Source organism: Streptomyces sp. NPDC054770 (genome assembly GCF_053611985.1).
The window spans coordinates 32,629-57,613 of the sequence record NZ_JBSHBL010000065.1 but is presented as its reverse complement, the minus strand read 5'-3'; the positions used below and the strand labels follow the sequence as shown (position 1 = coordinate 57,613).

20 protein-coding genes are annotated in these 24,985 nt (G+C 72.6%); 8 read left to right on the top strand and 12 right to left on the bottom strand.

All coding sequences use genetic code 11. The features are described 5' to 3' along the window. Positions 1 to 112 precede the first annotated feature (112 nt). Positions 113 to 541 (bottom strand): VOC family protein, encoded by a 429-nt coding sequence (locus ACWGKQ_RS39050; protein WP_453296798.1) that lies wholly within the window; start codon positions 539 to 541, stop codon positions 113 to 115. 327 nt (positions 542 to 868) lie between these two features. Here ACWGKQ_RS39050 and ACWGKQ_RS39045 point away from each other — a divergent pair, with 327 nt between their 5' ends. Continuing rightward, positions 869 to 1,225: a helix-turn-helix domain-containing protein gene (locus tag ACWGKQ_RS39045; protein ID WP_453296797.1), complete on the top strand. Its 357-nt coding sequence runs from the start codon at positions 869 to 871 to the stop codon at positions 1,223 to 1,225. Between the two features lie 133 nt (positions 1,226 to 1,358). After that, positions 1,359 to 2,366 carry a zinc-dependent alcohol dehydrogenase family protein gene (locus ACWGKQ_RS39040; protein ID WP_453296796.1) on the top strand — a complete coding sequence of 336 codons (1,008 nt, stop codon included), beginning with the start codon at positions 1,359 to 1,361 and terminating at the stop codon, positions 2,364 to 2,366. Positions 2,367 to 2,403: 37 nt separating this feature from the next. On the opposite strand, the gene ACWGKQ_RS39035 is transcribed toward ACWGKQ_RS39040, so the two are convergent. Then, the gene (locus ACWGKQ_RS39035) at positions 2,404 to 3,036 is read right to left on the bottom strand and encodes a TetR/AcrR family transcriptional regulator (RefSeq protein WP_453296795.1); all 633 of its coding nucleotides are present in this window, start codon (positions 3,034 to 3,036) and stop codon (positions 2,404 to 2,406) included. A gap of 95 nt (positions 3,037 to 3,131) precedes the next feature. Next, positions 3,132 to 3,653 carry a MarR family winged helix-turn-helix transcriptional regulator gene (locus tag ACWGKQ_RS39030; protein ID WP_453296794.1) on the bottom strand — a complete coding sequence of 174 codons (522 nt, stop codon included), beginning with the start codon at positions 3,651 to 3,653 and terminating at the stop codon, positions 3,132 to 3,134. A 62-nt stretch (positions 3,654 to 3,715) separates the two neighbouring features. On the opposite strand from ACWGKQ_RS39030, the gene ACWGKQ_RS39025 reads away from it, so the two are divergent. Next, positions 3,716 to 4,999: a multidrug effflux MFS transporter gene (locus tag ACWGKQ_RS39025; RefSeq protein ID WP_453296793.1), complete on the top strand. Its 1,284-nt coding sequence runs from the start codon at positions 3,716 to 3,718 to the stop codon at positions 4,997 to 4,999. A gap of 71 nt (positions 5,000 to 5,070) precedes the next feature. On the opposite strand, the gene ACWGKQ_RS39020 is transcribed toward ACWGKQ_RS39025, so the two are convergent. Genes ACWGKQ_RS39020 through ACWGKQ_RS39010 form a run of 3 tightly spaced genes read right to left on the bottom strand, consistent with a single transcriptional unit; the run spans position 5,071 to position 7,828 of the window. After that, positions 5,071 to 6,447: a sensor histidine kinase gene (locus ACWGKQ_RS39020; RefSeq protein ID WP_453296792.1), complete on the bottom strand. Its 1,377-nt coding sequence runs from the start codon at positions 6,445 to 6,447 to the stop codon at positions 5,071 to 5,073. After that, on the bottom strand, positions 6,444 to 7,106 hold the full coding sequence (locus ACWGKQ_RS39015) for a response regulator transcription factor (protein WP_453296791.1): 663 nt from the start codon (positions 7,104 to 7,106) through the stop codon (positions 6,444 to 6,446). Before ACWGKQ_RS39015 ends, ACWGKQ_RS39020 begins: the two co-directional genes overlap by 4 nt. A gap of 50 nt (positions 7,107 to 7,156) precedes the next feature. Then, a complete protein-coding gene (locus ACWGKQ_RS39010; RefSeq protein WP_453296790.1) occupies positions 7,157 to 7,828 on the bottom strand; it encodes a DedA family protein in 672 nt (223 codons plus the stop codon). 297 nt (positions 7,829 to 8,125) lie between these two features. Between ACWGKQ_RS39010 and ACWGKQ_RS39005 the strand changes: the two genes are divergently transcribed. After that, entirely contained in the window at positions 8,126 to 8,932 is an 807-nt protein-coding gene (locus ACWGKQ_RS39005; RefSeq protein WP_453296789.1) for a COG4705 family protein, read from the top strand. Positions 8,933 to 8,968: 36 nt separating this feature from the next. Here ACWGKQ_RS39005 and ACWGKQ_RS39000 read toward each other — a convergent pair whose 3' ends face one another. Then, positions 8,969 to 10,162 (bottom strand): glycoside hydrolase family 3 N-terminal domain-containing protein, encoded by a 1,194-nt coding sequence (locus tag ACWGKQ_RS39000; protein ID WP_453296788.1) that lies wholly within the window; start codon positions 10,160 to 10,162, stop codon positions 8,969 to 8,971. Between the two features lie 156 nt (positions 10,163 to 10,318). Then, complete coding sequence (locus ACWGKQ_RS38995) at positions 10,319 to 12,589, bottom strand: M4 family metallopeptidase (RefSeq protein WP_453296787.1); 2,271 nt, start codon at positions 12,587 to 12,589, stop codon at positions 10,319 to 10,321. 426 nt (positions 12,590 to 13,015) lie between these two features. Here ACWGKQ_RS38995 and ACWGKQ_RS38990 point away from each other — a divergent pair, with 426 nt between their 5' ends. Next, complete coding sequence (locus ACWGKQ_RS38990; RefSeq protein ID WP_453296786.1) at positions 13,016 to 13,435, top strand: hypothetical protein; 420 nt, start codon at positions 13,016 to 13,018, stop codon at positions 13,433 to 13,435. A gap of 68 nt (positions 13,436 to 13,503) precedes the next feature. On the opposite strand, the gene ACWGKQ_RS38985 is transcribed toward ACWGKQ_RS38990, so the two are convergent. Next, the gene (locus ACWGKQ_RS38985; protein WP_453296785.1) at positions 13,504 to 15,060 is read right to left on the bottom strand and encodes an oxidoreductase; all 1,557 of its coding nucleotides are present in this window, start codon (positions 15,058 to 15,060) and stop codon (positions 13,504 to 13,506) included. Between the two features lie 82 nt (positions 15,061 to 15,142). Beyond that, positions 15,143 to 15,547, bottom strand: a complete 405-nt coding sequence (locus ACWGKQ_RS38980) for a winged helix-turn-helix transcriptional regulator (RefSeq protein ID WP_453296784.1) — start codon at positions 15,545 to 15,547, stop codon at positions 15,143 to 15,145. Between the two features lie 132 nt (positions 15,548 to 15,679). Here ACWGKQ_RS38980 and ACWGKQ_RS38975 point away from each other — a divergent pair, with 132 nt between their 5' ends. The 3 genes from ACWGKQ_RS38975 (at position 15,680) to ACWGKQ_RS38965 (ending at position 18,606) form a co-directional block, all read left to right on the top strand. Further along, on the top strand, positions 15,680 to 16,570 hold the full coding sequence (locus ACWGKQ_RS38975) for an NADP-dependent oxidoreductase (RefSeq protein ID WP_453296783.1): 891 nt from the start codon (positions 15,680 to 15,682) through the stop codon (positions 16,568 to 16,570). A 191-nt stretch (positions 16,571 to 16,761) separates the two neighbouring features. Beyond that, positions 16,762 to 17,493, top strand: coding sequence for an ABC transporter ATP-binding protein (locus ACWGKQ_RS38970; RefSeq protein WP_453296782.1), 732 nt, complete (start codon positions 16,762 to 16,764; stop codon positions 17,491 to 17,493). A 156-nt stretch (positions 17,494 to 17,649) separates the two neighbouring features. Further along, complete coding sequence (locus ACWGKQ_RS38965; RefSeq protein WP_453296799.1) at positions 17,650 to 18,606, top strand: ABC transporter ATP-binding protein; 957 nt, start codon at positions 17,650 to 17,652, stop codon at positions 18,604 to 18,606. A gap of 70 nt (positions 18,607 to 18,676) precedes the next feature. Here the strand turns inward: ACWGKQ_RS38965 and ACWGKQ_RS38960 are convergent, their stop codons facing one another. Together ACWGKQ_RS38960 and ACWGKQ_RS38955 are read right to left on the bottom strand one after the other, a co-directional pair. Beyond that, positions 18,677 to 21,526: a hypothetical protein gene (locus ACWGKQ_RS38960; protein WP_453296781.1), complete on the bottom strand. Its 2,850-nt coding sequence runs from the start codon at positions 21,524 to 21,526 to the stop codon at positions 18,677 to 18,679. Positions 21,527 to 21,561: 35 nt separating this feature from the next. Then, on the bottom strand, positions 21,562 to 24,801 hold the full coding sequence (locus ACWGKQ_RS38955; RefSeq protein ID WP_453296780.1) for an FtsX-like permease family protein: 3,240 nt from the start codon (positions 24,799 to 24,801) through the stop codon (positions 21,562 to 21,564). Positions 24,802 to 24,985 lie beyond the last annotated feature (184 nt).

The window sequence follows — 24,985 nt, the reverse complement described above, 5'->3', positions numbered from 1 at the left end:
AAATCCCCCCCCCCGTTGGGGTTGTCGGGGGCACGGCCATCCCCCGCGGGGTGGGGGCGCCCGTCCCCCCCCCGGCCCGCCCACACCCGTTCCACGCGCCGGGGCCCGGGGCCTACGGGCGGACGTAGGGCCGCGTCATGATCTCCATGTTGTGGCCGTCCGGGTCCTCGAAGTAGGCGCCGCGACCGCCGAACAGGCCGTTGGTCCGGCCGGGTCGGGTGTGGTGCGGGTCGGCGTAGTAGGTGACCCCGGCCGCCTCCAGGCGGCTGATCATGCCGTCGAACCGCTCCTCGGGCACCAGGAAGGCGTAGTGCTGCGACTGGATCGGCTCGTCGCGCTTCTCGTAGTAGTCGAGCGTCACGCCGTTGCCGAGGTCCATGGGCAGGAACGGCCCGAACGGGGTGCCGACCTCCAGGCCCAGGACCGTGGCGAGGAACCCGGCGGAAAGGTGCCGGTCGCTGGCGTATATGGCGGTGTGGTTGAGCTGTACGGCTGCCGACGGCAGTTCGGACGCGTGCGGGTGTGGCTGGTCAAGGGGCATCGATGTGGTCTCTCCGGTCTCGGGACATCCGCTGGGACGGGCGCCGCATACGGGCGCCGGGGCGAGGACGCGGAGATGCTGGCGGGCCTCTTGCCCGCCTCGGGCTCACGCCGAGGCCGGAAGCCTCACTCGTGCATGGCCCATGGCCGACCCGGCAGTCACGCGGGCGACTTTAGTGACCGTCACGGGCCGGGGCAACGCATTTGTCCCCCGCGCCGGACGACCGTGGGTGCTCTGCGGTCCGGCGGAAGATTTCGGGGGCGGATGCGGTTTCGATGGCGGTCGTACTATGACTTGACCGCCCAGCAGCCGCCCCGAGGAGTCACTGTGGCCCGCCCCCGCACCACCGCCCGCACCGTGGAGCACCCCGAGCTGTCGGAGGTCTCGCTCCAGCAGGTGCTGGAGGCGCTGGTGGACCCGGTGCGGCGCACGGTGGTGTCGCAGCTGGCCCGAGCGGGGGAGGACATGAGCTGCGGGACGTTCGTCGCGCCCGTCTCGCTGTCGACGCTGACACACCACTTCAACGTGTTGCGCGAGGCCGGTGTGATCCGGCAGTACTACGTCGGGACGACGAAGATGAACACGCTGCGCACCGACGAGATGGAGCTGCGTTTCCCCGGACTGCTCTCCGCGGTGCTGGCCGCCGCGGCGGCGGAGGCGGACCTGGCACGAGACGGGCGGTGACCTCGACGACCGGGACCTTATTTCGATCGCGCTCAAAATTTGACGGCCATCGAACCTTGGGGCAAGGTGAGTGGAGACGCCGGGCGACCCGGCGCGTTCACTCACCGATCTCTTCCCTCAGGACGGATGCGCCATGGCAAGACTCGTTCAGTTCGACCGGACCGGCGGACCCGAGGTCCTCACCCTCCGTGATGTCGAGGTCGGCGCGCCCGGCGTGGGGGAGGTCCGGATGCGCGTCGACGCGATCGGTCTGAACCGCGCCGAGATCATGTTCCGCGAGGGCGCCTACTTCTACGCGCCGGTCTTCCCCTCCCTGCTCGGCTACGAGGCCGTCGGTGTGGTCGAGGCGGTCGGCGAGGGCGTGCACGGCCTCGCGGCGGGCGACCCGGTGGCGGTCGTACCGCAGTTCCTCCAGACCGACTACGGCACCTACGGCGACCACGTCATCGTCCCGGCCTCGGCCGTGGTGCCGCGCCCCGCCGACGTCGACCCGGTCCGGGCGGCGGCCGTGTGGATGGCCTACATCACCGCCTACGGCCCCCTCGCCGAGAGCGGCCGGGTGCGGCCCGGTGACCACGTCCTGATCACGGCGGCCTCCAGCAGCGTCGGACTCGCCGCCATCCAGATCGCCCGTCACATCGGAGCGGTCCCGATCGCCACCACGCGCGGCTCCGCCAAGAAGCAGCGCCTCCTGGACGCGGGCGCGGCCCACGTCATCGTCACCGACGAGGAGGACCTGCCGGCCCGGATCAAGGAGATCACCGGCGGCGAGGGCGTCCGCCTGGCCTTCGACCCCGTCGCGGGGCCCGGCGTGGAGGCCCTCGCCCAGGGGATCGCCCCGGGCGGCTTCCTGGTGGTCTACGGCGCCCTCGACCCGCGCCCCACCCCGCTGCCCAACGCCCAGTCCTTCCCGGCGCTGACCAGCAGCACGTACACCCTCTTCGAGATCACCACGGACCCCGAGCGGCTGCGCCGCGCGGTCGCGTTCGTCAACGCGGGCCTCAGCTCCGGCTCCTTCGACCCCGTCGTCGACCGCACCTTCGATCTCACGGACATCGTCGAGGCGCACCGCTACATGGCGGCCAACGAGCAGGTCGGCAAGATCGTCGTCACCGTCGCCCACGAGGGCCCGGCGTCTTGAGTCCGCACTCGCGCGCGGGGCGTCGACGTGCCGGCCGTCAGCGCTCCGCCGGTGCCGCCATCCGGGCGGCGGCGTCGTGGATGAGCCGGGCGTGCAGTTCGAACAGGGCCACCAGGTCGACGGAGTCGCCCTTGACCTCCCGGTGCACGAACAGGCCGTCGGCGCCGGCCACGGCATAGGTGGTCAGGGTGTCCACGACATCCCTGGCCAGAGTCGGGAAGAGGGCGCCGATGACCTCGGCGATGCGCTGGTGGGAGACCTCGCGGACCTGGAGGAAGACCGTCCGGCCGCGCGGCTCGGTCGGGCGGCGTTCCAGCGCGAGCATCAGGCCGAGACGCAGGAAGTCCGGGGCGGCGACGAGGGACCTCGCCACGTTCGCGGCCATCAGGGTGACCCGTTCCAGCGGGGTGCCGGCGTCCTCGCCGGGCAGCTCGACGGCCGTCAGCCAGGTTTCGAAGCTGCGCTCGATGACCGCGGCGATCAGGTCGTCCTTGTCCTTGAAGTGCCAGTAGATCGAGCTGGCCGGCAGCCCGCACTTGGCGCTGACGGCCGCGATGGACGTGCCGTCGTAGCCGCGCTCGCCGGCGATCTCGACGGTGGCGTCGAGGATGCGCTGACGCGACTCCACCCCGTTGGCGCGCTTCCTGCGCGTCGTCTGCGGCCCGGTCATCTCTGCGCCCCTCGGGGATCGCGGCGGCCCCGGTGACGGGCCGCCTCTCCAGTGAGCACTCTAATTGGAGCAACCCCTACAACAGGAACCGCCTGTCAGCCGTGGGCCCCGCGGGCCTCCATGGCCGCCACCAGCCGGCGCAGCGCCTCGGTCACCCACTCGCGGTCCTCGCCCAGGCCGTCCAGCAGGCCGATCTCGACGGAGAGCTGCCGCGGGAAGAGGTCGTCGACCGCCTTCGCGCCGGCCTCGGTGATGGTGACCAGGGCGGCACGCCGGTCGGCCGGGTTGGGGGTACGGGCGATGAAACCACGCTGCTCCAGTCTGCCGAGGGTCTTGCTGACCCCCGCGCGGGACAGGCCCAGCCGCTCGGCGAGGCCGCGGGCGATGAACGGCTCGGTCGCGTGCCGCAGCGGGATCAGCATGTCGACCTCGGGTGCGGTGAGCGGGGCGCCCGCGTAGAGGGGTTCCACGGAGCGGTTGAGCAGGCCGGTGGCGTGCTTGAGCAGCCCGACCAGCTCCATGGGGGAGGTGTCCAGGCCGGGGTGGTGCGCGGCCCACTGGGCGCCGACGTCCGCGGCGGACGGGGTGGCGGGGCTGGGGGAGGAGGGGGAGGGCATGCGGCTCGTCTTCTCGCTCTCCATATTTGTTAGCTGGTGAACTATCGGCTACCTTTATTTTCATGGCAGCTCCGTCATCCTCGCGCAATCGCGCCGACGCCGTCCCCGACACCGCCGGACCTGCGCCTTCGGGGCGTACGGCCACCGCCCTCATCGCCGTGCTCGGCGCGCTGACCGCCGTCGCCCCGCTCGCGACGGACATGTACGTCCCCGGCTTCCCCGCGCTGGGGGAGGCGCTCGGGGCGAGCAGTTCGGCCGTGCAGTTGACGATGACCGCGTTCCTGGCCGGTCTCGTCGTCGGCCAGCTGGTCATCGGCCCGCTCAGCGACGGCCTCGGCCGGCGCCGGCTGCTCATGGCAGGCACGGTGGGCTTCGTCCTCTGCTCCGTCGCCTGCGCCGCCGCCCCGGACATCGCCGCCCTCACCGGCGCCCGTTTCCTGCAAGGCGTGGCGGGCGCGGCCGGCATGGTCCTGGCCAGGGCCGTCCTCACCGACCGCTTCCACGGACCCGAACTGCCGCGCTACTTCGCGGTGCTGTCACAGGTGATCGGCGTGGCACCGGTCGCCGCGCCGGTGCTCGGCGGGGCCGTCCTCGCCGTCTCCACCTGGCGCACGGTCTTCGCCGTACTGGCCGTGCTCGGTGTGCTGCTCCTGCTCGCCGTCGTGCGGGCGGTACCCGAGTCACTGCCGCCGGAGCGGCGCCACAGCGGCGGACTCACCGGGACCTTCCGGGCCATGGGCGGGCTGCTCGCGGGCCGCACGTTCATGGGGTACGTCCTGGTGGTCGCCCTGGTCTCGGCCGCGATGTTCGCCTACATCAGCGGCTCCAGCTTCGTCTTCGAGGACCTGCACGGGGTCTCCTCGACCACGTACTCCCTCATCTTCGCCGGCAACGCCGTCGCCATGCTGGCCGCCGGGGCCTCCTTCGCCCGCCTGGCCGGGCGCGGCACCCGCCTGAACACCCTGCTCGCGGCGGGAGTGGGGATCGCCCTGCTGGGCGCGCTGGCCCAGGTCCTGCTGGTGGAGACCGTGGGCGAGACCCTCGCGGGCACCTGGAGCACCCTGTTCGTGACCGCCGGCGGCATCGGCCTGGTCTTCCCGAGCGCCATGAGCATCGGCCAGACGGTCGGCCGCGCGGCGCCGGGCGCGGCGTCCGCGCTCCTCGGCGGCTTCCAGTTCCTGTTCGGAGCCCTGGCCGCCCCGCTGGTGGGCGTGTTCGGGGAGGGCAGCTCCCGCCCGATGGCGCTCATCATGCTGGGCGCGCTGCTGGCGGCGGGACTGGCCCTGGTGGGGCTGGCCCGGCCCTGGGAGGGGCGCGGGGAGCCGGTGCCGGTGTCGGCGGCGTAGAGGCAGAGGGGCAGCGGCGTGGCACGTGGGCGGCGGCCCGGGCGGACGCGCGGCAGATGTTCAGGATCCGGTCACCCGGCGGGCAGGTCGGTCACGAAGCGAGCGCCGGAGGTGTGGGCGGGATCGTGGGAGACCTCGCCGCCGACGGCCCGGGCCAGGCGCCGGGCGAGCGGCAGCCCCAGGCCCGCGCCGTCGTGGCCGTCCCCGGGATCGGCCCGGCGGCCGGGCTGGAACAGGTCGGCCACGAACGGCTCCGGTACGCCGGGACCGTCGTCGGTGACGGTGATCCGCACCCCGCCGGGCACCGGTCGCGCGGCCACGGTCACCGTGGAGCGCGCGTACCGGACCGCGTTCGCCAGGAGCGGGCTGACGATGCGTTCGAGAAGGGCCGGCCGGACGCCCGCCGCCAGCTCGGGCACCGCCGGATCGACGACGGCTTTGACCTGCTCAGGCGTTTCGAGGCGGTCGACCAACCGGCACAGGACCGGCACGACGGCCGTGGCGCCGGGGGGCGTGGCGGCGGTGCGGGCGTCCTCCCGGGCGTCGTCCAGCAGGGTGTCGCAGATGGAGCGCATCGCCTGGGCGGCCTCGGCGATCACCTCGTGGGTGGCACGGGTCTCGGCGGCGGAGCGGGGCCGGGCCCGCCACCAGTCCAGTTCGATGATGATCCGGGTGAGCGGGGTACGCAGTTCGTGGGACAGCTCCCCGGTCAGCTGCCGCTCGTGCCGCAGCACGGTACGGATGCGGTTCAGCAGCGCGTCCAGCGAGGCGCCCAGGCGGGCGAGTTCGGCCGGCTGGTGGGCGGCGCCGAAGCGTTCGTCGGAGCCCACGGCGCTCCACTCGGTGGCCTGGTCGGTCATGGTGCGCACCGGACGCAGCGCCCGCCCGACGGCGAGGCGGGTCAGCGCGTAGGTGCACGCGAGCATGACGGAGTCCAGGACCAGGGAACCCAGCAGTACGGCCGCTGCCGAATTGCGGTACGGGGCGAGGTCCAGGGCGGTGACGACCGTCGCCGTGCTGCGGCGGCCGGCCAGGGAGTGGGCGCACAGGCGGACGGACCGGGGATTCCCGGCCGCCACGGTCGTACAGACGTCGCCACCCCGTACGGCGAGCCGCGCGGCGGCCTCGGTCAGGATGCTGTCGGCGGCGGCGGACGGAGGCTTCTCCAGCAGCCGTGTCCCGGTGTAGATCCAGACGTTGGCGTCGAGGAGCCGGTCGTTGACGGTCTCCAGCACCCGTACCCGTGGGCCGCTGGTGTCCACGGTGGTGGCGACGGCGTCCGCCCGGTTGCGCAGCTCGGCGTCCGCCTGATGTTGCAGATGCCGGTCCAGTACGGTGTTGAACGCCACGGTCAGGACGGTCATCAGGAGGGCCGCGGTGGTCAGTGCCACGAGCGAGAGCCTGCCGCGCAGCGTGCGGGGGGCCAGGTGCCGCAGGAGGCCGGTCACGACAGCCGGTGGCCGATCCCGCGCGCCGTCCCCAGGCTCAGGCCGCTGCCCGCCTCGCGCAGCTTGCGGCGCAGCCGGCTGAGGTACTGGTCCAGTGTGTTGTCGCTGACCTGGGCGCCGTCCGGCCACGCGGCCCGCACCAGGTCGCGGCGGCTCACGATGCCGCCGCCCGCGGCCACGAGGGTGGCCAGCAGACGGAACTCCGTCGGGGACAGCTCGACCCGGGTCTCGCCGACGCTCGCGCTGTGCCGGGTCGGGTCCAGCACCAGGTCCGCGGCCGTGGTCACCGCCGGCGGGGCGGCCCGTTTGAGTGTCGCCCGCAGCCGGGCGACGAGTTCGGCGAGGTGGAACGGCTTGGGGAGATAGTCGTCGGCCCCCGCCGAGAACGCGGACAGCCGGTCGGTGAGGTGGTGGCGGGCCGTCAGGAAGATGATCGGGGCCGTGAATCCGTTGGCACGCATCGCCTGGCACACGTCCCTGCCGTCCGCGTCCGGCAGCCCGACGTCCAGGACGACGGCGCCGATGCCCTCGGCGGCCAGCCGCAGGGCGGTGGCGCCGTCGGCGGCGGGCACGGGCTCGAAGCCCTCGTCGGCGAGCCCGCGGCGCAGCACGTCACGCAGGGCGTGATCGTCCTCGACGACCAGGATCCTGTGGCTCATGCTCCTCCGTGCGGTCACCGCCGTCCCACGGTGCCCGGACCCGGCGACGGTCACCCGCGTCCCTCCTCGGCCCCGGCGGCCCGCCGCCTCCCCCGGTACACCTCGGCGAGGACGGGGATCAGCGACACGATCACGATCAGCGCCACCAGCGGCAGCAGATACCGGTCGACGTTCGGGATCGACGAGCCCAGCGCGTATCCCGCGAGGGTGAGGCCGATGCTCCACACGAGTCCGCCGACGATCTGCCACTGGGTGAATGTCCGCACCGGGACCTCCAGCGCACCCGCCATCGGATTGAGCACCGTCCGCACCACCGGCACGAAGCGAGCCAGCACGATGGCCTTCGCGTGTCCGTACCGGTCGAGGAACTCCTCGGCGCGTGTCACGCCTTCGTGCAGGCGCCGGGAGCGGCTGCGGGCCAGCAGCGCTCCGCCGGCCTTCCGGCCGAGCAGGTATCCGCACTGCGCCCCGGCCAGCGCACCCGCGGCCGCGGCGACGAGCAGCGGCCCCAGGGACAGGTGCAGGCTGCCCTGTGCCGAGCCGGTGCACAGCAGGCCGGCGGTGAACAGCAGGGAGTCGCCCGGCAGGAAGAACCCGACCAGCAGCCCCGTCTCGGCGAACATCACCACCCCGACGCCGAGCACACCGAACGCCGCCAGCAGCGAATGGGCGTCGAGCACGTTCACGGCCAGCTGTGACGCCGCGAGGATCGGAGTGGTCATGAACGGGGCCCTTTCCGCGGACGGCTCTACCTGGACACCCAGGGGGACTACAGCCTTGTAGACGCCGTAGGAGACTCTAGACGATCGCCGGTCCGGGACGGACGCGGTGCACCCCGCGCGGCACGCGAACGCATGCGCGCCTATCACCGGCTCGACCGCCTTGACCAGGGGCTCTGCCGAGGCATTCAGGTTGCGTTCAGGTCGGGCGCGCGGATGAGAAACTCATGCACCAGAGGCGCCAAAGCATTGGCAAAGACATCTGTGGTGCCTGGAGCCCGGCGTGTCATGGTGCCGCTCATGACCACAGAGCACCTCCTCGACGACCGTTCCCGCGTTCCCCTCCGCACCCTGGCGAACAAGGTGCCGGAAGTGACCGTCTACTTCTGGATCATCAAGGTGCTCACCACCGGGATGGGCGAGACCGCGTCGGACCTGCTGGCCCGGCTCCTCGGCCCGGTACCGGCCGTCGGTCTCGGCGGTCTCGCCCTGGCGGCCTCCCTGGCCGTGCAGTTCGCCGTACGGCGGTACATCGCCTGGGTGTACTGGACCGCCGTCGTCATGGTCAGCGTCTTCGGCACTATGGCGGCCGACTTCCTGCACGTCGGTCTCGGCGTGCCCTACATGCTGTCGACCCCGTTCTTCCTCGTCGTGCTGGCCGCGGTCTTCGCCCTCTGGTACGCCGTCGAGCGGACCCTGTCCATCCACGGCATCCGCACCCGCCGCCGCGAGATCTTCTACTGGGCGGCCGTCCTCGCCACGTTCGCCCTCGGCACCGCGGCCGGGGACCTGACCGCCACCGCCGGCCTCGGCTACCTCGGCTCGGTGGTCCTCTTCGCCGTCGCGATCTGCCTGCCCGCGATCGCCCACCGCGGCGGTGCCCTGAGCGCCGTGCCGGCCTTCTGGACGGCCTACGTCATCACCCGCCCGCTCGGCGCCTCGCTCGCCGACTGGATGGCCGTCGGCCACAGCCGGGGCGGACTCGGCCTGGGACTGGCACCGGTGACCCTCGCCTGGACGGCCGCCATCGCCTGCTTCGTCGGCTACCTGGCCGTCTCCCGCCGGGACACGTCCGGTGTCGAGGCGTTGTCGGCCGAGGCGGGATGAGGCGAAGGCGACCGTGACGGGCGACCGGCCGGAGGCTCAGCTGCAAGTGAGGCGGCCGGCCGCTGCCTTGGCCGTGAGGATGCGGTGCACGGAGGCGGCGACCTTGGCGCGGAAGGAGGCGTCCTTCGCCATCTGGGCCTGAACTCCCTGCACCATCGCCGGCACGGTCGACGCCTTGACCGTGAGGACCATGTCGCCGCCGGCGCCGATGAACTGCACCGCCCGCTGTGCCGGAGTGTAGGCGCGTACCGCGACCGCCTGGCCCAGGTCGTCGGAGATGACGACGCCCTTGAAGCCGAACTTGCCGCGCAGCAGGGTGTTGATGACGGTCGGTGAGAACGCGGCCAGGTGCTTCGAGTCGATCTTGGTGTACTTGGCCGACGAGATCATCACGAACGGCGCACCGGCCTTGATCCCGCTCTGGAACGGCTGGAGGCTCGAACTGGTGGTAGTGGTCACCGAGTCGACGACGTTCGCGGTGGTGTCGGTGTTGCCGATCACCTGGCCCAGGCCCGGGAAGTGCTTGAAGGTGGTCATCACCCCGGCCGTGCGGAAGCCCGCGGCGAAGGCGCCGGTGTGCGAGGTCACGACGGCCGGGGTGTGGCCGTACTCCCGGTAGAAGTGGCCGATGGGAGCGTTGCGGGTGCCGAGGCTCGCGGGCACCACGTCGGCGACCGGGGCGAGGTTGAGGTCCAGGCCCGCCGCCTTGAGCTGCTTCGCCCAGGTCTCGGCGCGGCTGCGCAGGGTCGCGGTGCTCCACGTGCCCTGGGTCAGGGCGTTGGGTATGACGGAGAAGCCGGGGCCGCTGAGCACCTGGACCTGGCCGCCTTCCTGGTCGGTGGAGACCAGCAGCCCGACCCGGTGCCCGCCGACCGTGTCGGCCTGCGCACGGACCCCGTCGACCACCTTCCGCGTCGCGGCGGTTCCGGCGCTGCTGCGTCCGGTGAGCATGACGGACCCGACGTGATAGGTGCGCAGTGTCTGCAGATCCGTGGTGCTCGGACGGCCGGCGGCGACTCCGCCCATGAACAGCTGGCCGACGCGCTGTGCCTGGGTCATTCCCGTATACACCGTGTCGGCGCAGGTGGCGGCGGGGGTCGCCGGGGAGGCGGTCGCCCCCGCGGCGGGTACGGCGCACACACCGGCGGTGAGCACGGTGGTGACGACTCCAACAGCGGTACGCCGCACGGCGGAACCGCCGCACGCGCGCCGACGAACAGGTCTCCCCATGATGCGCTCCTGACGCTCCTGAATCATGCGGGTGCACGCCACGGCATTCCCACTACACGTTACGCCGAACGGGTGCTGTCGGCACATGGGCGGAGCCGTTGCCGCGGGCCACCGAGGGTGTCCCGGGACAACGGCTCCCCAGAGGGCGGGGGAGGATCAGGGGGTGAGCCGCCACTGGTCGATGTAGCCGACGTCGATCGGGGCGTGGTCCTGGACGCGGAGTTTCCAGGTGCCGTCCACCGGCTGTGCGGAGGCGTCGACGGTGAAGGTCTGGTCGACGTTGTCGGCGGAGCCGCCACTGCGGTTCAGGAGCGAGTACACGGTTCCGTCGGGACCGACCAGGTCGACCGTCAGGTCACCCCGGTAGGTGTGGATGATCTTCACGTAGACCTGGGTGGTCGCCGAGGCGTTCCCGGTGCGGTCCGTGACCGTGACCGGGGACTCCACCGCGGCGCCGTTGTCGGGGATGTCGACGCGGGTGGCGTTGCCGTAGACGTACGCCACCTCCCAGGAGAAGTTCACCGTGCTGCTCGCGCCGGTGTCGTCGGTGACCGTGATGGTGACGTCGCTGGTGCCGAGGGTGGTCGGGGTGCCCGAGATCAGGCCCGTGTCACTCATCGTCAGCCCGTCCGGCAGGCCGGTCGCCGTGTACGTCAGACCCGCGCCGGAGTTCGTGGTGTACGCGTCCGTCTGGAGGGACACCGCCTGCCCGACGCCGCTGATCTGGTCCGCGATCGGCGCCACGTTGACGCCCAGCGCGATCCGGTTGCCCACGTTGATCGCCGCCCACGCGTCGGCCACCGCGAGGTAGGAGGGGCTGTAGGCGCCGAACAGGTCCGCCGCGGCCTGGAGGGTGGCCGTGCGGGCGCCCGCGTAGTTCGTGCTGGACGTCATGTAGGTGGTGAGCGCCCGATACCAGACGCGTTGGGCGTTGTCGATGCCGATGCCTGCCACCGGCCGGCCGTCGTAGGTGGGGCTGTCGTAGGCGACCCCGTTCACGGTCTTCGCTCCGCTGCCCTCGGAGAGCAGGTAGAAGAAGTGGTTGGCCGGGCCCGAGGAGTAGTGGACGTCGAGTCCGCCGAGCGACGGGCTCCAGTTGTCGCTGGACGCACCGTCTTTGCTCGGCTTGTCCATGTAACGCAGCGGGGTGCCGTTGCCGTTGATGTCGATCTTCTCGCCGACCAGGTAGTCCGGGACGTCGGCCGGCAGGTTCTCGTAGAACTCCACGGCGGCGGCGAAGATGTCGGAGGTCGCCTCGTTCAGGCCGCCCGACTCGCCGGAGTAGGTGAGGCCCGCGGTGGCCGCGGTGACGCCGTGGCTCATCTCGTGGGCGGCCACGTCGAGCGCGGTGAGCGGGTGGGTGTTGCCCGAACCGTCGCCGTACGTCATGCAGAAGCAGGCGTCCTGCCAGAAGGCGTTGACGTAGTTGTTGCCGTAGTGGGCGCGGCTGTAGGCGGCGACGCCGTCGTTGCGTATGCCGTTGCGGCCGAAGACGTTCTTGTAGTAGTCCCAGGTCGCCGCCGCGCCGAAGGCGACGTCCACGCCCGCGGTCTGCCGGTTGGCCGGGGTGCCGTCGCCCCAGACATCGTTGTCGTCGGTGAAGAGCGTGCCGGTTCCGGAGGTGCCCTGGTTCAGGTCGTAGGTGCGGTGTCCGGCGCGGTCGCCGTCGACGAGCTGGTAGGTCGAGCCGGACAGCGTGGTGCTGAGCGGCACGGTGCCGTTGAACTGGCCGGTGCCGGTGCCGGTTTCGACGCCCTGGTACCGGAAGAGCTGCTTTCCGGAGTCCGCGTCGGTGATGACGTGGAGTTCGTTGGGGGTGCCGTCGTCCTGGAACCCCCCGACCACCGACTCCCAGGCCAGGGCGGGGTGACCGGAGGCGGCCCAGACGACGAGACGCGGGCTGCCGTCGAGCGCGGGCCGCTCGGCGCCGGTCTTCGCCGCGGTGGTGAGCGCCTGGGCCTTCGCGGTGGCCGAGGAGACCTTCGCCCTGGTGGACGGGAGCGCGAGGGCCGCCTTCGTGGCCCGGGACACCGTGAGGCGGCCGGCGCTGTCGTGGACGACCAGGTCGCCGCCGAGGACGGGCAGGCCTGCGTAGGTACGTTCGTAGCGGGTGTGCGTCGTACCGTCGGCGTCCTGGGCCACGTCCTTGACGACCAGCTTCTCGCGGGTGCCGAGACCGAGGATCCTCGCGGTGTCCGGGGCGTCGGTCGCCGCGCTCTTCAGCAGCGCCGTGCGCTTCGCCGGCGAGAGCGAGGCGGGGGCCGCGCCGGCGTCGGGGGTGGCCAGGATCTTCGCCGGGGCACGGCCGTCGGACGCGGCCACGGCGGTGCCGTTCTGGATTCCGGCCACGAGCATGGCACTTGCGGCTGTCAGGGCCAGGGCGATGCTGTGTCTGGTGCGACGGTGATGACGGTCCTGCCGGAGCATGCGTTCTCCTTCTGTGGGGTGGTCGGGCCTGGTGTGGGGCCCGGGAGAGCGGGTCGGCCTGGTGAGGCCGTCCGGCGGCGCGCGGGTGGCCGGCACGGCTCGAGGAGGGGTCAGGTCCTCGCTGCCGTGCGGGGTGAAGTCGGGTGTCGGACAAGGGAGTTGTGTGAGACACCTGTGAGCAGGCGGTGAACTTTCGGAGAGCAGATTGACACCCGGAAACCGGAACTGTCATGACCGCATCAGCACATCGGCTTGAACTGGCGGTTGCGAGCGGCGGGTTCGAGCGCCCGAACAGTGCTTTTCGGCCGCCGTTCCGGTGCGGCTCCGCGTGTGCGGGTCCTGTTGAGCCGGACACGCGGAACGCCATGGCGCGGGAAGAATGTCTCGCGGAACGAGCCGTCCCACACCGCGACTTGGGAGCGAGTCTTGGAGCTCAGGCGAATCGGAGACCCGACCGGTGACCAGCAACCGGGCATCAGCCTGGAGTCCGAGATGCGCCGGGCGAGACGGAATCTGCGCATCGGCACGTTCAACTACGGCATCACCTATTTCGTGACCCGTTTCACCCTGATCGTCACCTCGGCGATCGTCGCAGCGGACCAGAATCTCGGCGGTGGGGCCGTGAGTTGGCTCGTCGACTGGGTTCCCGCCCTGTCGCTTCTGGTCGCGATCGGGACGGCTTTCGACACCTGGTACAAGCCTCAGCAGAAGTGGAAGGGGTTCATGGAGTCCCGCGATGCCCTGGCCGACCTGCTGATCCAGGTCAACCAGGGACTCACGGAAGAAGAGGCCCGCACCAAGTTCGTCGATCTGCGCAGCCGGCACCGCCAGAACAACGTCTTCTGAGCGGTGCCGCCGGGCCATGGGAAGTCGACGAGGAACTGTGGGCGCAGGCGGAACTCGGCTGTCGCCGACTAGTTTTTCTGCAGTGCGCGGGTGACACCCGCGATGATGGCGGTCGTCAGCACCCAGCCGAAGGCGATCAGCAGGTAGGCCAGCCACTGCAGGCTCTCGTTCGGCCAGTACCAGGCGGTGCGCTGGCCCAGTCCGCCGATGGGGATCAACAGGTCCAGTGTGTAGACCAGGGGTTGGAACGGGGCGCCTTCGCCTCGTTGGACCGGAGTGGGGGAGTGCGTGCGGAAGGACAGTGTGCCCAGCAAGGTCAGCGCGAGGAGCCAGACGCCGGCCAGCCAGGGGCGGTAGCCGTAGCCGACGGTCACGTCGAGCAGGTGCCCCCACGCGCGTGCGATCCGGGGCAGGGTCTGACGCCGGTGGCGCTGTTTGGCCAGGAGTACGCGGCGGGCTTCGTCGTCGTGACCGGCCTTCCGGTACCAGCTCGCCAACTGTTCGTAGGGCTGGGGGTTGTAGCCGGGGCAGCGTCGTATCCACGCCACGCGGTGGGGCACAGAGTTCCGACGGCGCGCTGCCTCCCGCCGCCCGCCCGCCTCGTCCGCCTTGATGGAGCCGTAGACGAAGCCGTCCAGCTCCACCACGTCCGGCCAGCTGTGCTCGCTGTCGTGGAGGTAGGACACTTGCGCGCCCTGGAGGTCCACGGTGCCGGACGGCGGCCGGGCGAGGGTGAAGTCGAAGTCGACGGCCTGCATCTGCAGAGCGACCAAGGAGGGGCCCTGGCCGTCGGGCGGTCCGTTCAGGACGGCTCCTTCGAAGGACAGGGTGCCCGAGGCCCGGGTGCCCTGCAGCCGTACGGTCCCGTTCGCGGTGAACCCGTCGGAGAAGTCGAGTGCCGAGGCTACGGCGTTGTCCAGAGCGAGCGCCACTCCGCGTGGACCGGGGTCCGCCAGGTGTGCGCCCTGCATGAACAGTCCGCCCGGCAACTGAGCACCCAGGAAGCGCACTTCACCTCGTGCGACGAACCCGCCCCGGCAGAAGAAGCCCCCTTCCATGACCAGGCCGCCGGCGGCCACGGCCCAGCCGCCGGGCGCGTCGAACTCGGCCTTGTTGAGGACCACTCCGCCGGTCACCCGGGCGTTGGTGAGCGACAAGGCCGTGATGTCGTGGTTGAAAGGCGAGGAAGCGCCACTCTCCACGAGTGAGCGCCGCAGGTCGACGTTTCCGTCGATGCGCGCCGCCCCGGCGTCGATGCCGGGCACGCGGCTGCCGGTGATCACGAGCGTCTGTGTCGACGCCCCGAAAAGGTTCACCGGCTCCTCGAACCAGCAGTTCTCGATCCAGAGGGACTGACCGATCTGCGCGCCGGCCAGATCGAGGGGCCCGGTTATCCTCGCCCCGGCGAGCCTCAGGCATGCGACGGCGCCCGGTCGCGCGGTGTTCGCGCCCAGGAGGAGCGCCACGATCACGGCGGCCCGAACCGTCCGCCCCGCACCCCACTGCCCGCCCTCGACGACGCGGTCGTCCTCGGGAACGCCCGTGCGCAGGTCCACCCGGCGCCCCTCGGGGAACGCGTCCCACAACTCACGTTCCGGTGAAGTCAACTCGTCGTATGAGAGCACTCGTGCAGAGTAGTGATCTCCCTCCGCGCCCGCGTCGGCTCCTCGCACACGGATCGGAGGGCGGCCCGTTCTGTTAGAGGCTCTAACTCCCGGCCTCCGCGTCATAGCGCTCGCGTGCCACGTGGACCTGCTCGATGTGGGTCTCCGCCCAGTCCTTCACACCCGCCAGGAGCAGGGAGAGACTGACGCCGAGCGGGGTGAGTTCGTAGTCCACGCGGACGGGCACGGACGGGGTGACCGTGCGGTCGAGGAGACCGTCGCGTTCCAGTGAGCGCAGGGTCTGGGTGAGCATCTTGGGGCTGACGCCGGCGATCTTGCGGGCGAGCTCGCTGTAGCGCATCGGCCCGGGGGACAGCGCGCAGACGACCAGGCTGACCCACTTGTCGCTGATCCGGTCGAGAAGCTGGTTGGTCGGACAGGACCGGATGAACGCGTCGTACTCGGCACGCGCCTGCTCGCGCCGCTGGGCGGCCGTCGTCGTCGGCATCGCTCACCTCTGGGGGACCTAGGCACCTTCAGGTAACTACTTACCAGTGGATAGTAGCTCTTCCTAGGGTTGCAGACAGCTGAGGAGAGACCGCAGCGGGAACGTGGCATGTGGAACAGGGAGATGACCGTCATGCGTGCAGCAGTGGTGAACAGGTTCGGGGGGCCCGAGGCCGTGGAGGTCGTCGAGACCGAGCGGCCCGAACCGGGGCCGCGCCAGGTGCGGATCAAGGTCGCCGCGGCCGCGCTGAATCCCGTGGACGAGGGGGTACGGGCGGGTTTCTTCGGCGGTGCGGGCAAGCGGATCGGGCTCGGCTGGGACGTCGCCGGGACCGTGGACGCGACCGGTGTCGCCACCGCCTGGGGCGCCGGCGACCAGGTGGTGGCGATGGACCCCGGCATGGTGCGCCCGCTCGGCACCCACGCCGAGTACGTCGTGGTGGAGGCGGACGCGGTGGCCACGGCGCCGGCCACGGTGGACGCGGTGCACGCCGCGACGCTGCCGCTGAACGGGCTGACCGCCGTACAGGCCCTGGACCTGCTGGAGTTGACCGAGGGGCAGTCCCTCCTGGTCACCGGTGCGGCCGGCGCGGTCGGCGGCTTCGCCGTCCAACTCGCCGCCCACCGGGGGACATCGGTGACCGCGCTGGCCCGCGAGGCCGACGAGGAGCTCGTACGGTCGCTGGGGGCCGCGCACTTCACGGCGGGCGCCGTCGAGGCCGGGAGTTTCGACGCCGTACTGGACGCGGCGGTCCTCGGCGAGCCGGCCCTGGAGTGGGTGCGCGACGGAGGCCGCTACGTCGGCGTCCGCCCCGGAGGCGAGCCGGCGCCGGCACGCGGGGTACGGACGACCGCCGTCGCCGTGACCGCCGACGGAGCACGCCTCGCGGAACTGGCGGCACTCGTGGACGAGGGCGTCCTGACGCTCCGAGTGGCCGAGACCTTCCCCCTGGCAGAGGCGGCCAAGGCACACGCCCGCCTCGCGGAGGGCGGGGTGCGCGGGCGGCTGGTGCTGGTGCCCTGAGTGCTCAGAGAGGAAGGCCGAACTCGCCGCCCTGGCCGCCGAAACGGGCTCGGACATCACGGTGTGCCGGCTGCCGCCGGGCACCTCGAAATGACGATGGCTGATCTTCCTGCGGAGGTCCTCCGTGCCGTACGGTGCGGAGGAAGGACCTCCCCGGCCGAGCCGGGGCGGGGCGGGGCGGGGAAGGAAGTATGAGCGAGCAGTCCAGCGGTCACGGCGCTCTTGCGGACATCGGGACGCCGACCGGCGAGATGGTGGTGGTCGAGGACCTGCGCCGCACGTACGGCAGCGGCGACACCACCGTCCACGCCCTGCGAGGCGTCTCCTTCAACGTGCCGCGCGGCGAACTCGTCGCGCTCAGAGGCCGTTCCGGCTCCGGCAAGACCACCGTGCTCAACCTGGTCGGCGGCCTCGACACTCCGGACGGCGGCCGGATCATCCTGGACGGTACCGACCTGGCCGGGCTCGGCGACGACGACCTGCTGGCGCTGCGCCGCGACCGCATCGGCTTCGTCTTCCAGTCCTTCGGCCTCATCCCGGTTCTGACCGCCGCCGAGAACGTCGGGGTCCCGCTGCGCCTGCGGAAGGTCCCGGCCCGCGAGCGCGAAGCCCGCGTCGGCCTTCTGCTCTCCCTGGTCGGCCTCTCCGACCACGCCGACCAGCGTCCCGGCGAGTTGTCCGGCGGCCAGCAGCAGCGGGTCGCGATCGCCCGCGCGCTCGCCAACAACCCCGCCCTGATCATCGCCGACGAACCCACCGGCCAGCTCGACGCCGACACCGGACTCACCGTGATGGACCTGCTGCGCGCCGTCGTCCGCAGTGAATCCGTCACCGCCCTCGTCGCCACCCACGACACGCAACTCCTCGCGCTCGCCGACCGCGTGCTCGAACTCCGTGACGGCCGCATCGTCGAGGACATCTGACGGCACCGCCCGCGGACCGGCGGCGGGAGCCCGCATTACCCTGGCGGCTGTCCGACAGCGTTGTCCGCACACTTCATCTCCACGGGGGACCGCGTGGCAGTTCACGAACAGCCGACCGGGGTACCGGACTTGGACGAGCTGCGCCGACGGGCCGCCATGGCCGCCGTCCCGCAACGCGAGGAGGGGCTGGTCGTCTGCGAGAACCTGGTGCGGATCTATCAGACCGAGGGCGTCGAAGTTCAGGCCCTCCAGGGCCTCGACCTGGCCGTGGCCCAGGGCGAGATGATCGCGGTGATCGGGGCCTCCGGCTCCGGCAAGTCCACCCTGCTGGGCATCCTCTCCGGCCAGGACCTGCCGACCGCGGGGGCCGCCGAGGTCGCCGGACACGACCTGCTGGCGATGAAGCGCCGCGAGCGGCTGGAATACCGGCGTACCACCGTGGGCTTCGTCTGGCAGCAGACCTCCCGCAACCTGCTGCCCTACCTCACGGCGGCCGAGAACGTGATGCTCCCGATGACGTACACCGGGGTCAGGCGTTCCCAACGGCGGGCCCGTGCCGAGGAGTTGCTCGACCTGCTGTCCGTCGGCCACTGCCGGGACCGCACGCCGGACACGCTCTCCGGCGGCGAGCAGCAGCGGGTCGCCGTAGCCGTCGCCAACGCCAACGAGCCCCGGGTGCTGTTCGCCGACGAACCCACCGGCGAACTCGACACCGCCACCAGCGACGAGGTCTTCGCCGCACTGCGCCGGGCCAACGAGGACCTGGGCGTCACCGTGATCGTGGTCACCCACGACGCGCTGGTGTCCGAGCAGGTCCAGCGCACCGTACGGATCCGCAACGGCCGCACCTCGACCGAGGTGCTGCGCCGGGTCGCCACCGGTGAGGACGGCGTCGAGGTGCTCACCGCCGAGGAGTACGCGGTACTGGACGGCAGCGGTCGACTTCAGTTGCCGGGCGAGTTCACCGAGCGGCTGCACATGCGCAAGCGGGTGCGGCTGGCTCTGGAGAGCGACCACATCGGCGTATGGCCCGACGAGGTCGCGCGGCGGGCGAAGTCCGACGCGGAGGCGGAGGACCGGGGCGAGCGGCGGCCGGAACGCCGGGAGAGCTGAGAGCGCCGAGAGCGCGCAGTGAGCCGTTCGCCCGGTGGCCGTCCCGGGCAGCCTCCGCGTGCGCGGCCGTTCACGTGAGGCGCAGTACGGTCCCCAGGCGGCGCCGGCGGGCGAGGACGGTCTCGGTGGCCGCGGCGGTCAGGATCAGCGCGGTCACGCCGGCGATGAGGGCGACGGTCAGCGAGTAGTCGGTTCGCAGCGCCGGTTGGGCGGGGCCGCCGGTGAACTGCCGCAGATCCAGTGTCCGCGCCATGAGCCGTGGTTCGAGGAGCCCGAGCAGCGTGCCGCCCACCGCTGAGGCCACCGCCAGCGGCAGCAGTTGCAGGAAGTGCAGTGCCCCGGCTTCCTTGCCGCCGAGCCCGAGCGTGCGCAGGAACGAGGTGGTGCGGCTGCGCTCGTGGGAGGTGAGGGTCAGTTCCAGGGCGAGCGCGAGCAGGCCCGAGAGTGCGGCCAGGATCGAACTGGTGGTGTAGATCGTGGCGAGTCCCTGCGTCAGGCCGTCCGCGCGCAGGGTGCTCAGCGTCTCGGAACGGACGCGGATCCGGGCCAGCGGCCCGAGCGTCCTGGCCGCCGCCGACCGCAGTGCCGCGGGCTCGGTGGAGGCGGGACCGTCGCCCTTGAGGAGCAGGACGGTGCTTCCCGAGGACCCTTGGGGCATCAGGTGCTCGGCGGTGGCGGTGGTGATCAGCATCGGCGTACCGGCGGCGATCTGCGCCGTGACCGGCCCGAGGAGGGGGTCGTGCAGTTCCGCGGCGGTGAGGGTGCCGACCGGCTTGAGGGTCAGGTTCACCGGGGGCCGCCCCTGGGTCACCACCGTGGAGGTGAAGCCGCCAGTGCGCTCTTTCGCCCGCAGGTCGGGCGAGAGGAAGGACGGCAGCGGGGTGCTCGCGCCGGCCCGGGTTCCCGGCGGGGCGGCCAGCCCGGCCAGCAGGGCGCCGGCCAGCGGCGACTTCGGGGCGATGGCGGCGAGTTGCCGGGGATCCACGGTGATCACGGCGACCGAGGAGATCGCCGCGCCGTCGGCCTGTCCCGCCAGGTCGAGGGTGTGCAGATGCTGGAGGGCGGTCCGTATCCCGGTGGTGGTGCCGGCTCCGAGTGCGGCGCTCCCGGCGGGGGTTACGGTCCCGGCCACGGTCGCGCTCGCGTCGGCGCCGGTGGTCCAGGACGCGCCCGCAGCCAGGCCGTCGCCGATCGTACGCTGCACGAGGCCGCCGAACACGGCCGTGCCCAGGGTCAGGACGAGCACGAACAGAGCCAGCCCGGTCGCTGGGGCGTCGTGGGCGGCCCGGGCCGCCGCGATGAAGCCGACCGTTCCCCGGCCGCGCCGGGTCTGCCGCAGTACCGGGCGCAGCACGAGCGGGTAGATCCGCAGCAGGATCAGTACGACGGCCAGTGCCACCAGCACCGGCACCGCGCCCAGAATCCCGTCGGGGGCCTGCGAGCGCAGCGCGGCCACGCCCGCCGCCGCCGCGAGCAGCACCGTCAGCTCCAGGACCACGCGCCGGCCGACGGCGGTGTTCCGACGCGAGCGCCGCGGCCGTCCGGGCCTGCGCGGTTCGCGAACCGTGAGCCAGGTCAAGAGCGGCACCGTCAGCATCACCACCGCGGCGGCGAGGGCGGCGGGCACCGGTTGCGGCGATCCGGACGTGCCCGTGGGCGCGAGGGCCCGTCCGGCCGCCCAGCCGAGCAGTGCGGCGGTGAGCACCACCGGCCAGGCCACGGCACAGCGCAGCAGCACCAGCCGCGCGGTGGACGCGCCCCGCGCACGCTGCAACCGCAGATGCGCCTGCCTTCGGCGCAGCAGCAGCCGTACCGCGACCGCGACGGTGGCCAGCGCGACCGCGGCCAGCGCGTCCACGGCGAACGTCGCCAGCGCCCTGGCCTGTTGGTCCTGAGCGGTGAACGCGGCCAGCAGCGGCGTGAGGAAATCGCTCACCAGCAGGGACCCGGTGGTCTGGCCGCCGACCTGGCAGCTGACGTCGCCGGTGATCGGATCCATCCCCTGGCACAGGGCGGCGCTCAGGTCCGCGCCGTACTGGGACAGCGGCCCGGTCAGTGCGCGGGCCTGGTCGAGCGCCGCCCCGGACAGGTCGGCGCGCAGCTGCCAGGTCACCCGCGGGCCGCCCACCCCGCCGTCGGCCAGCAGGTCGGCGGCGTCGAGGCCGACGAGGCCGCGGACGGCGAGCACCGTGCCGGCGGAGCGCTCCGCCGGGTAGCGCGACGGCTGGTCCAGCGTCTCCCGGCCGGTCCAGTAGTCGTCCGTCGCGGCCGCGGTGCGGTAGACCCCGCTCACCAGCAGCCCCGCGCGGGGTGGTTCGTTCTGTACTCCGGGCGTCTTGGCGAACTCAAGGGTCAGCCGGCTGCCGGCCCGGACGCCCAGCGCCTGTGCGGTGGCCTGCGACAGCCCGATCTGGGGCGCGGTGCCCAGCGGCGTGTGGTCGGCCGGTGGGCGGCCGCTGACGTAGTGCAGATGGGCCCGCGCGGACGGCAGATAGCTGATCGTCAGTCGGGTGCCGGCGTTCGCCGGCCCCGGCGGCTGCGGTGAGATCAGGGACGCCTGGTTGTAGTCGTAGCTGCCGCCGGCGGAGGTCAGGTGCCGAGCGGCGGAGCCGCCGAGGCGCTCGGTGAGGGCGCGGCCGGCGCCGAGCAGGGTGGCCATGTCCACGGCGGGCGGCTGGGTGTCGAAGACCTCCGGTGTGGTGCTCAGGCTGATCAGGGGTGCCTGGGCCTGCGCGGCGTCGACGCGCTGCCGCAGCGCCCGGTCCTCCTGGCGGCCCGCGAGGGCGGGGGCCCAGGCGCACAGCGCCGTCAGCACCAGGACCAGCACCGCCAGGCAGGCCAGCAGGGGCAGGTCGCCGCGGGTCTCCTTGCGTATCAGGCGCCCCGTCACCGTCGCGCCCGTGCCCACGGATCGCGTCACCGTCCGCCCTTTCCGGTCGTGTCCGGTCGCCCGGCTCAACGGTCTTCCCCCGCTCGCAGTACGCGTACCAGGTCCACCCGGGCCAGCAGCCGGGCCAGCGCCAGCACGACCGCGCTGATGGCCAGGGCGGTCGCCACCGCGGTCAGCGCCACGGTGCCCCAGGGTATGACCTGCGGCAGCGGCGGATAGGGTGCCTGTCCGCTGTCGTCCACGGTGACCAGCGGCAGCACCGCCGCCGCCAGGGCCATGCCCATCAGCGCCCCCGGGACCACCGCGAACAGCGCCAGACTCAGTTGCTCTGCGCCCAGCAGCGCGGACAGGTTCTTGGCAGGGACGCCGATCGCCCGCAGGAGGGCGAACTCCTTGCGGCGCTGCCGGGTGGAGACCACCGCGTGCACGGTGAAGGCGATGACCGCGAAACCGGGAGCCAGATACCGGACCAGTTCCAGCAGCCGGCGCAGCCCGCTGCGGAACGGGTCGGCCTGCAGGGACGCGGCGGTGCCCGCCGTGGTGGTGACGCGGCCCAGCGCGGGCTGCGCCTCGGCGGCGGCGGCCGTGCGCGCGCTGTCGGTGCTGCCGATCCACCAGAACGCGGGATCCTGCTGGTCGGCACCGGCCGGCGTCAGCGCGGTGGCGAGTTGGCGCTGGTCGGCGATCAGATGCCCCTGTCCGCGGCCCAGTCCGGGCAGCGAATCGACCCGGCCCACGATCTTGGCGGTGATCCGGCTGCCGCCCAGATCCAGTGTGGTGGTGCCGCCCACGCTCAGGCCCGCGTCGCGCAGCGCCGAGGCGTCGGCGCGCACCGGCAGCGGCGCCGGATCGCCGGCCGGCCCCGCCACGAGCCGTACCCGGCTGCCCGGCTGGGTGTCGTAGTCGCTGTCGGCCAGGCCGCCGAAGGCGTCGCTGATGGCCCGGGAGGGCCGGCTGCCGGTGCTGATGGTGGTCCGGAGCACCTCGGCGCCTCCGGGAACGATCGAGCACACCCCGGGGTGGCCGGGATCGTAGCGGCCGGCCGGCTTTCCTTCACAGGCCCCCGCGGTGGCGTCGGCGGCGTGGTCCGTGCCGTCGGCCCAGACCTGCCCGCCGGGCAGCCGGGAGACCCAGGTGTCCGCGGTGCCGCGCGCACCCACCCGGAGCAGTTCCAGGTCCAGCCGCGCGGGACGCGTGTTCGGCTGCGGCAGGACGTCGACGGCGGTCACCGTCAGCGGATACGACCGCGGGTGGCCGCCGCTCAGCGCCACGTCGAGTGGGACCACGACGGTGTGCCTGGCTCCGTCGGCGGCGGGCAGGTGGGTCACCACGGTGCTGACCAGGCCGGACGCGTCCTGGACGGTCAGGTCCAGGTCCGGTGCCGTGCGGCTGCCGTCGCTGCGCAGCCGCTCGTCCAGCAGCAGCGCGGCCGGACGCCCGGGGAGCGGTAACCCGAAGACGACCGGCGACGGGGTGCGGGGAGCGGGCCCGCCGATCGTGCCGACGAGGTCTTCGGTGGCGCCGCCGGGCAGGTTCACCGTCGACTGCGTCACGGGTGTCACGGCGGTCACCGCCGGCAGCGCGCGGTAGGCGGCGCCCAGTACGGAGGAGGGGTAGCCGTCGTCTGCGGACGGGAAGACCCGTACGTCCGCGCCGACGGTGAACGCGGCCTGCTCGGACGCCAGGCCGCCCAGGCAGGCCAGCGCGGTGGTGGCGAAGGCGCTCACCGACACGGCGAGGCACATCAGCACCACCGGTCCGGCGTTGCGCGCGGCCCGCCGGCTCAACTGCCAGCCGGCCAGCGCGGGGACCAGGCCCCGGCTGCGACGGCCGAACGAGTCCAGCAGCAGGGAGGTCAGCGGCAGCAGCCGCAGCAGCAGGAGTGCGGCGGCGCCGGCCACCAGGGTCGGCACCAGGACCAGCACCGGGTCCGCGGACGCGCTGCCGGTGCCCGCGTCGGCGATGAGCGAGTGGTGCCGCCGCAGCTCCAGATACCCCAGGGCCGCGATGGCCAGCAGTGCCAGGTCGGCGCCCAGCCGCTGTGCGGCCGCGGCCCGGGCGCCGCGGCCCGGCCGCGACCGGGCCGACGGCAGCACGGGCAGCAGCACCGCCGCGGCGTGCACCAGCAGGGTCAGTCCCACCGCCGCCCAGGCGCCGGCGCCCCGGCCGCCGGGGTGCAGCAGTCCGGCCAGGAAGGGCGCGACGACGGCGGCCGGGACGCCGGTGAGTGCCCACTCGGCCGCAGCGCCGCGCAGCAACCGCAGGGTGCCGGCGCCTCTGGCCCGTTGGAGGGCCAGCTCATCGCGGCGGCGCTCGGTCAGCTGGCGAGCGGCCAGCAGCAGGGTGGCCAGGGCGAGGACCGCCAGCAGCACGCTCGGCAGGTACAGCGAGGACCGGGCCGCCACCATCGGCACCGTCAGGTCGTCGATCGCGCCCGGCAGTCCGGAGACCACCGTCAGGTCGTCCAGCGACGGCTGCCGCCCGCGGAACACCGACACGCGGCTCTGGCTGCCGGAGAAGGCACGCAGCCGGTCGTGCAGCCCGGCGAGGCTGCCCGCGTCGAGACGGGAGAAGACGGGCTGCACACTCCAGTGGACCGTGAGATGCCCGTTCAGGACGGCGCTGTCGTTGAGAGCCGACGCCGAGACCACCAGCAGGTCCTGGTCGGCGGTCTCCCCCTGGGTCAGGTCGCCGGCCATCGCGGGCCAGAACCCGACGGCGCCGGTCGCCCGGAAGACACCGGTGATCCGCAGGGTCATGGTGCGGTCGAAGGCGTCCTGCACCTGGAGGCTGGAACCGGGTTCGATGCCCAGGCGCTTGGCCAGCGCGTCGGGTACCGCCGCGTCGACCGGGGCGGTGGACCCGGTGGCGACCCGGACATCGGGGAGCGAGGTGAACGCGCCGGCCGGGGCGTGGGCCGTGCCGGCGGGCCACCGCCCGGCGGTCAACTGCCCGAACCTGCCCGCGTCCTGCACCGCGACCGGGTGCAGCCCGCTGCCTCCGGGACCGCGCGGCGGGCCCGCGATCCCGTCGATCCCCGTCACCGAGACCGGCGACGTGCCCAGCAGCCCCACAGAGGTCCGCTGCGGCACCCCGGCGAACACCCGGTCGGCGGCGGCCCGCACGGCTCGATCGGCGGCGGCCATTCCCCCGGCCCGGAAGGACGCGTTGACGTTCACCTGCGCGTCGAGGTCGGCAGCCAGCCGCCGCACGGCCCCGCCCTGCACCGAACTCCCCGCCAGCGCCGCGAGCGCGGCCAGCGCCGTCGCACACAGCAGCACGGTCACCGCGACGGCGGCCAGCACCAGCCCGTGCTGCGTGGCCCGCCTGGCAACGATGGGAAGGCGCCGCCGGATCGGGTGCGGAGAACCCGGGCGTCGCCGTGACGAAGACGTGAAGGCCGTGGCGACCACATGAACCCCCGCGAAATCGAACATGTGACGGTGACGGCGCGCCACAGTCCTACCAGGCATCCACCGACGAGGCAAG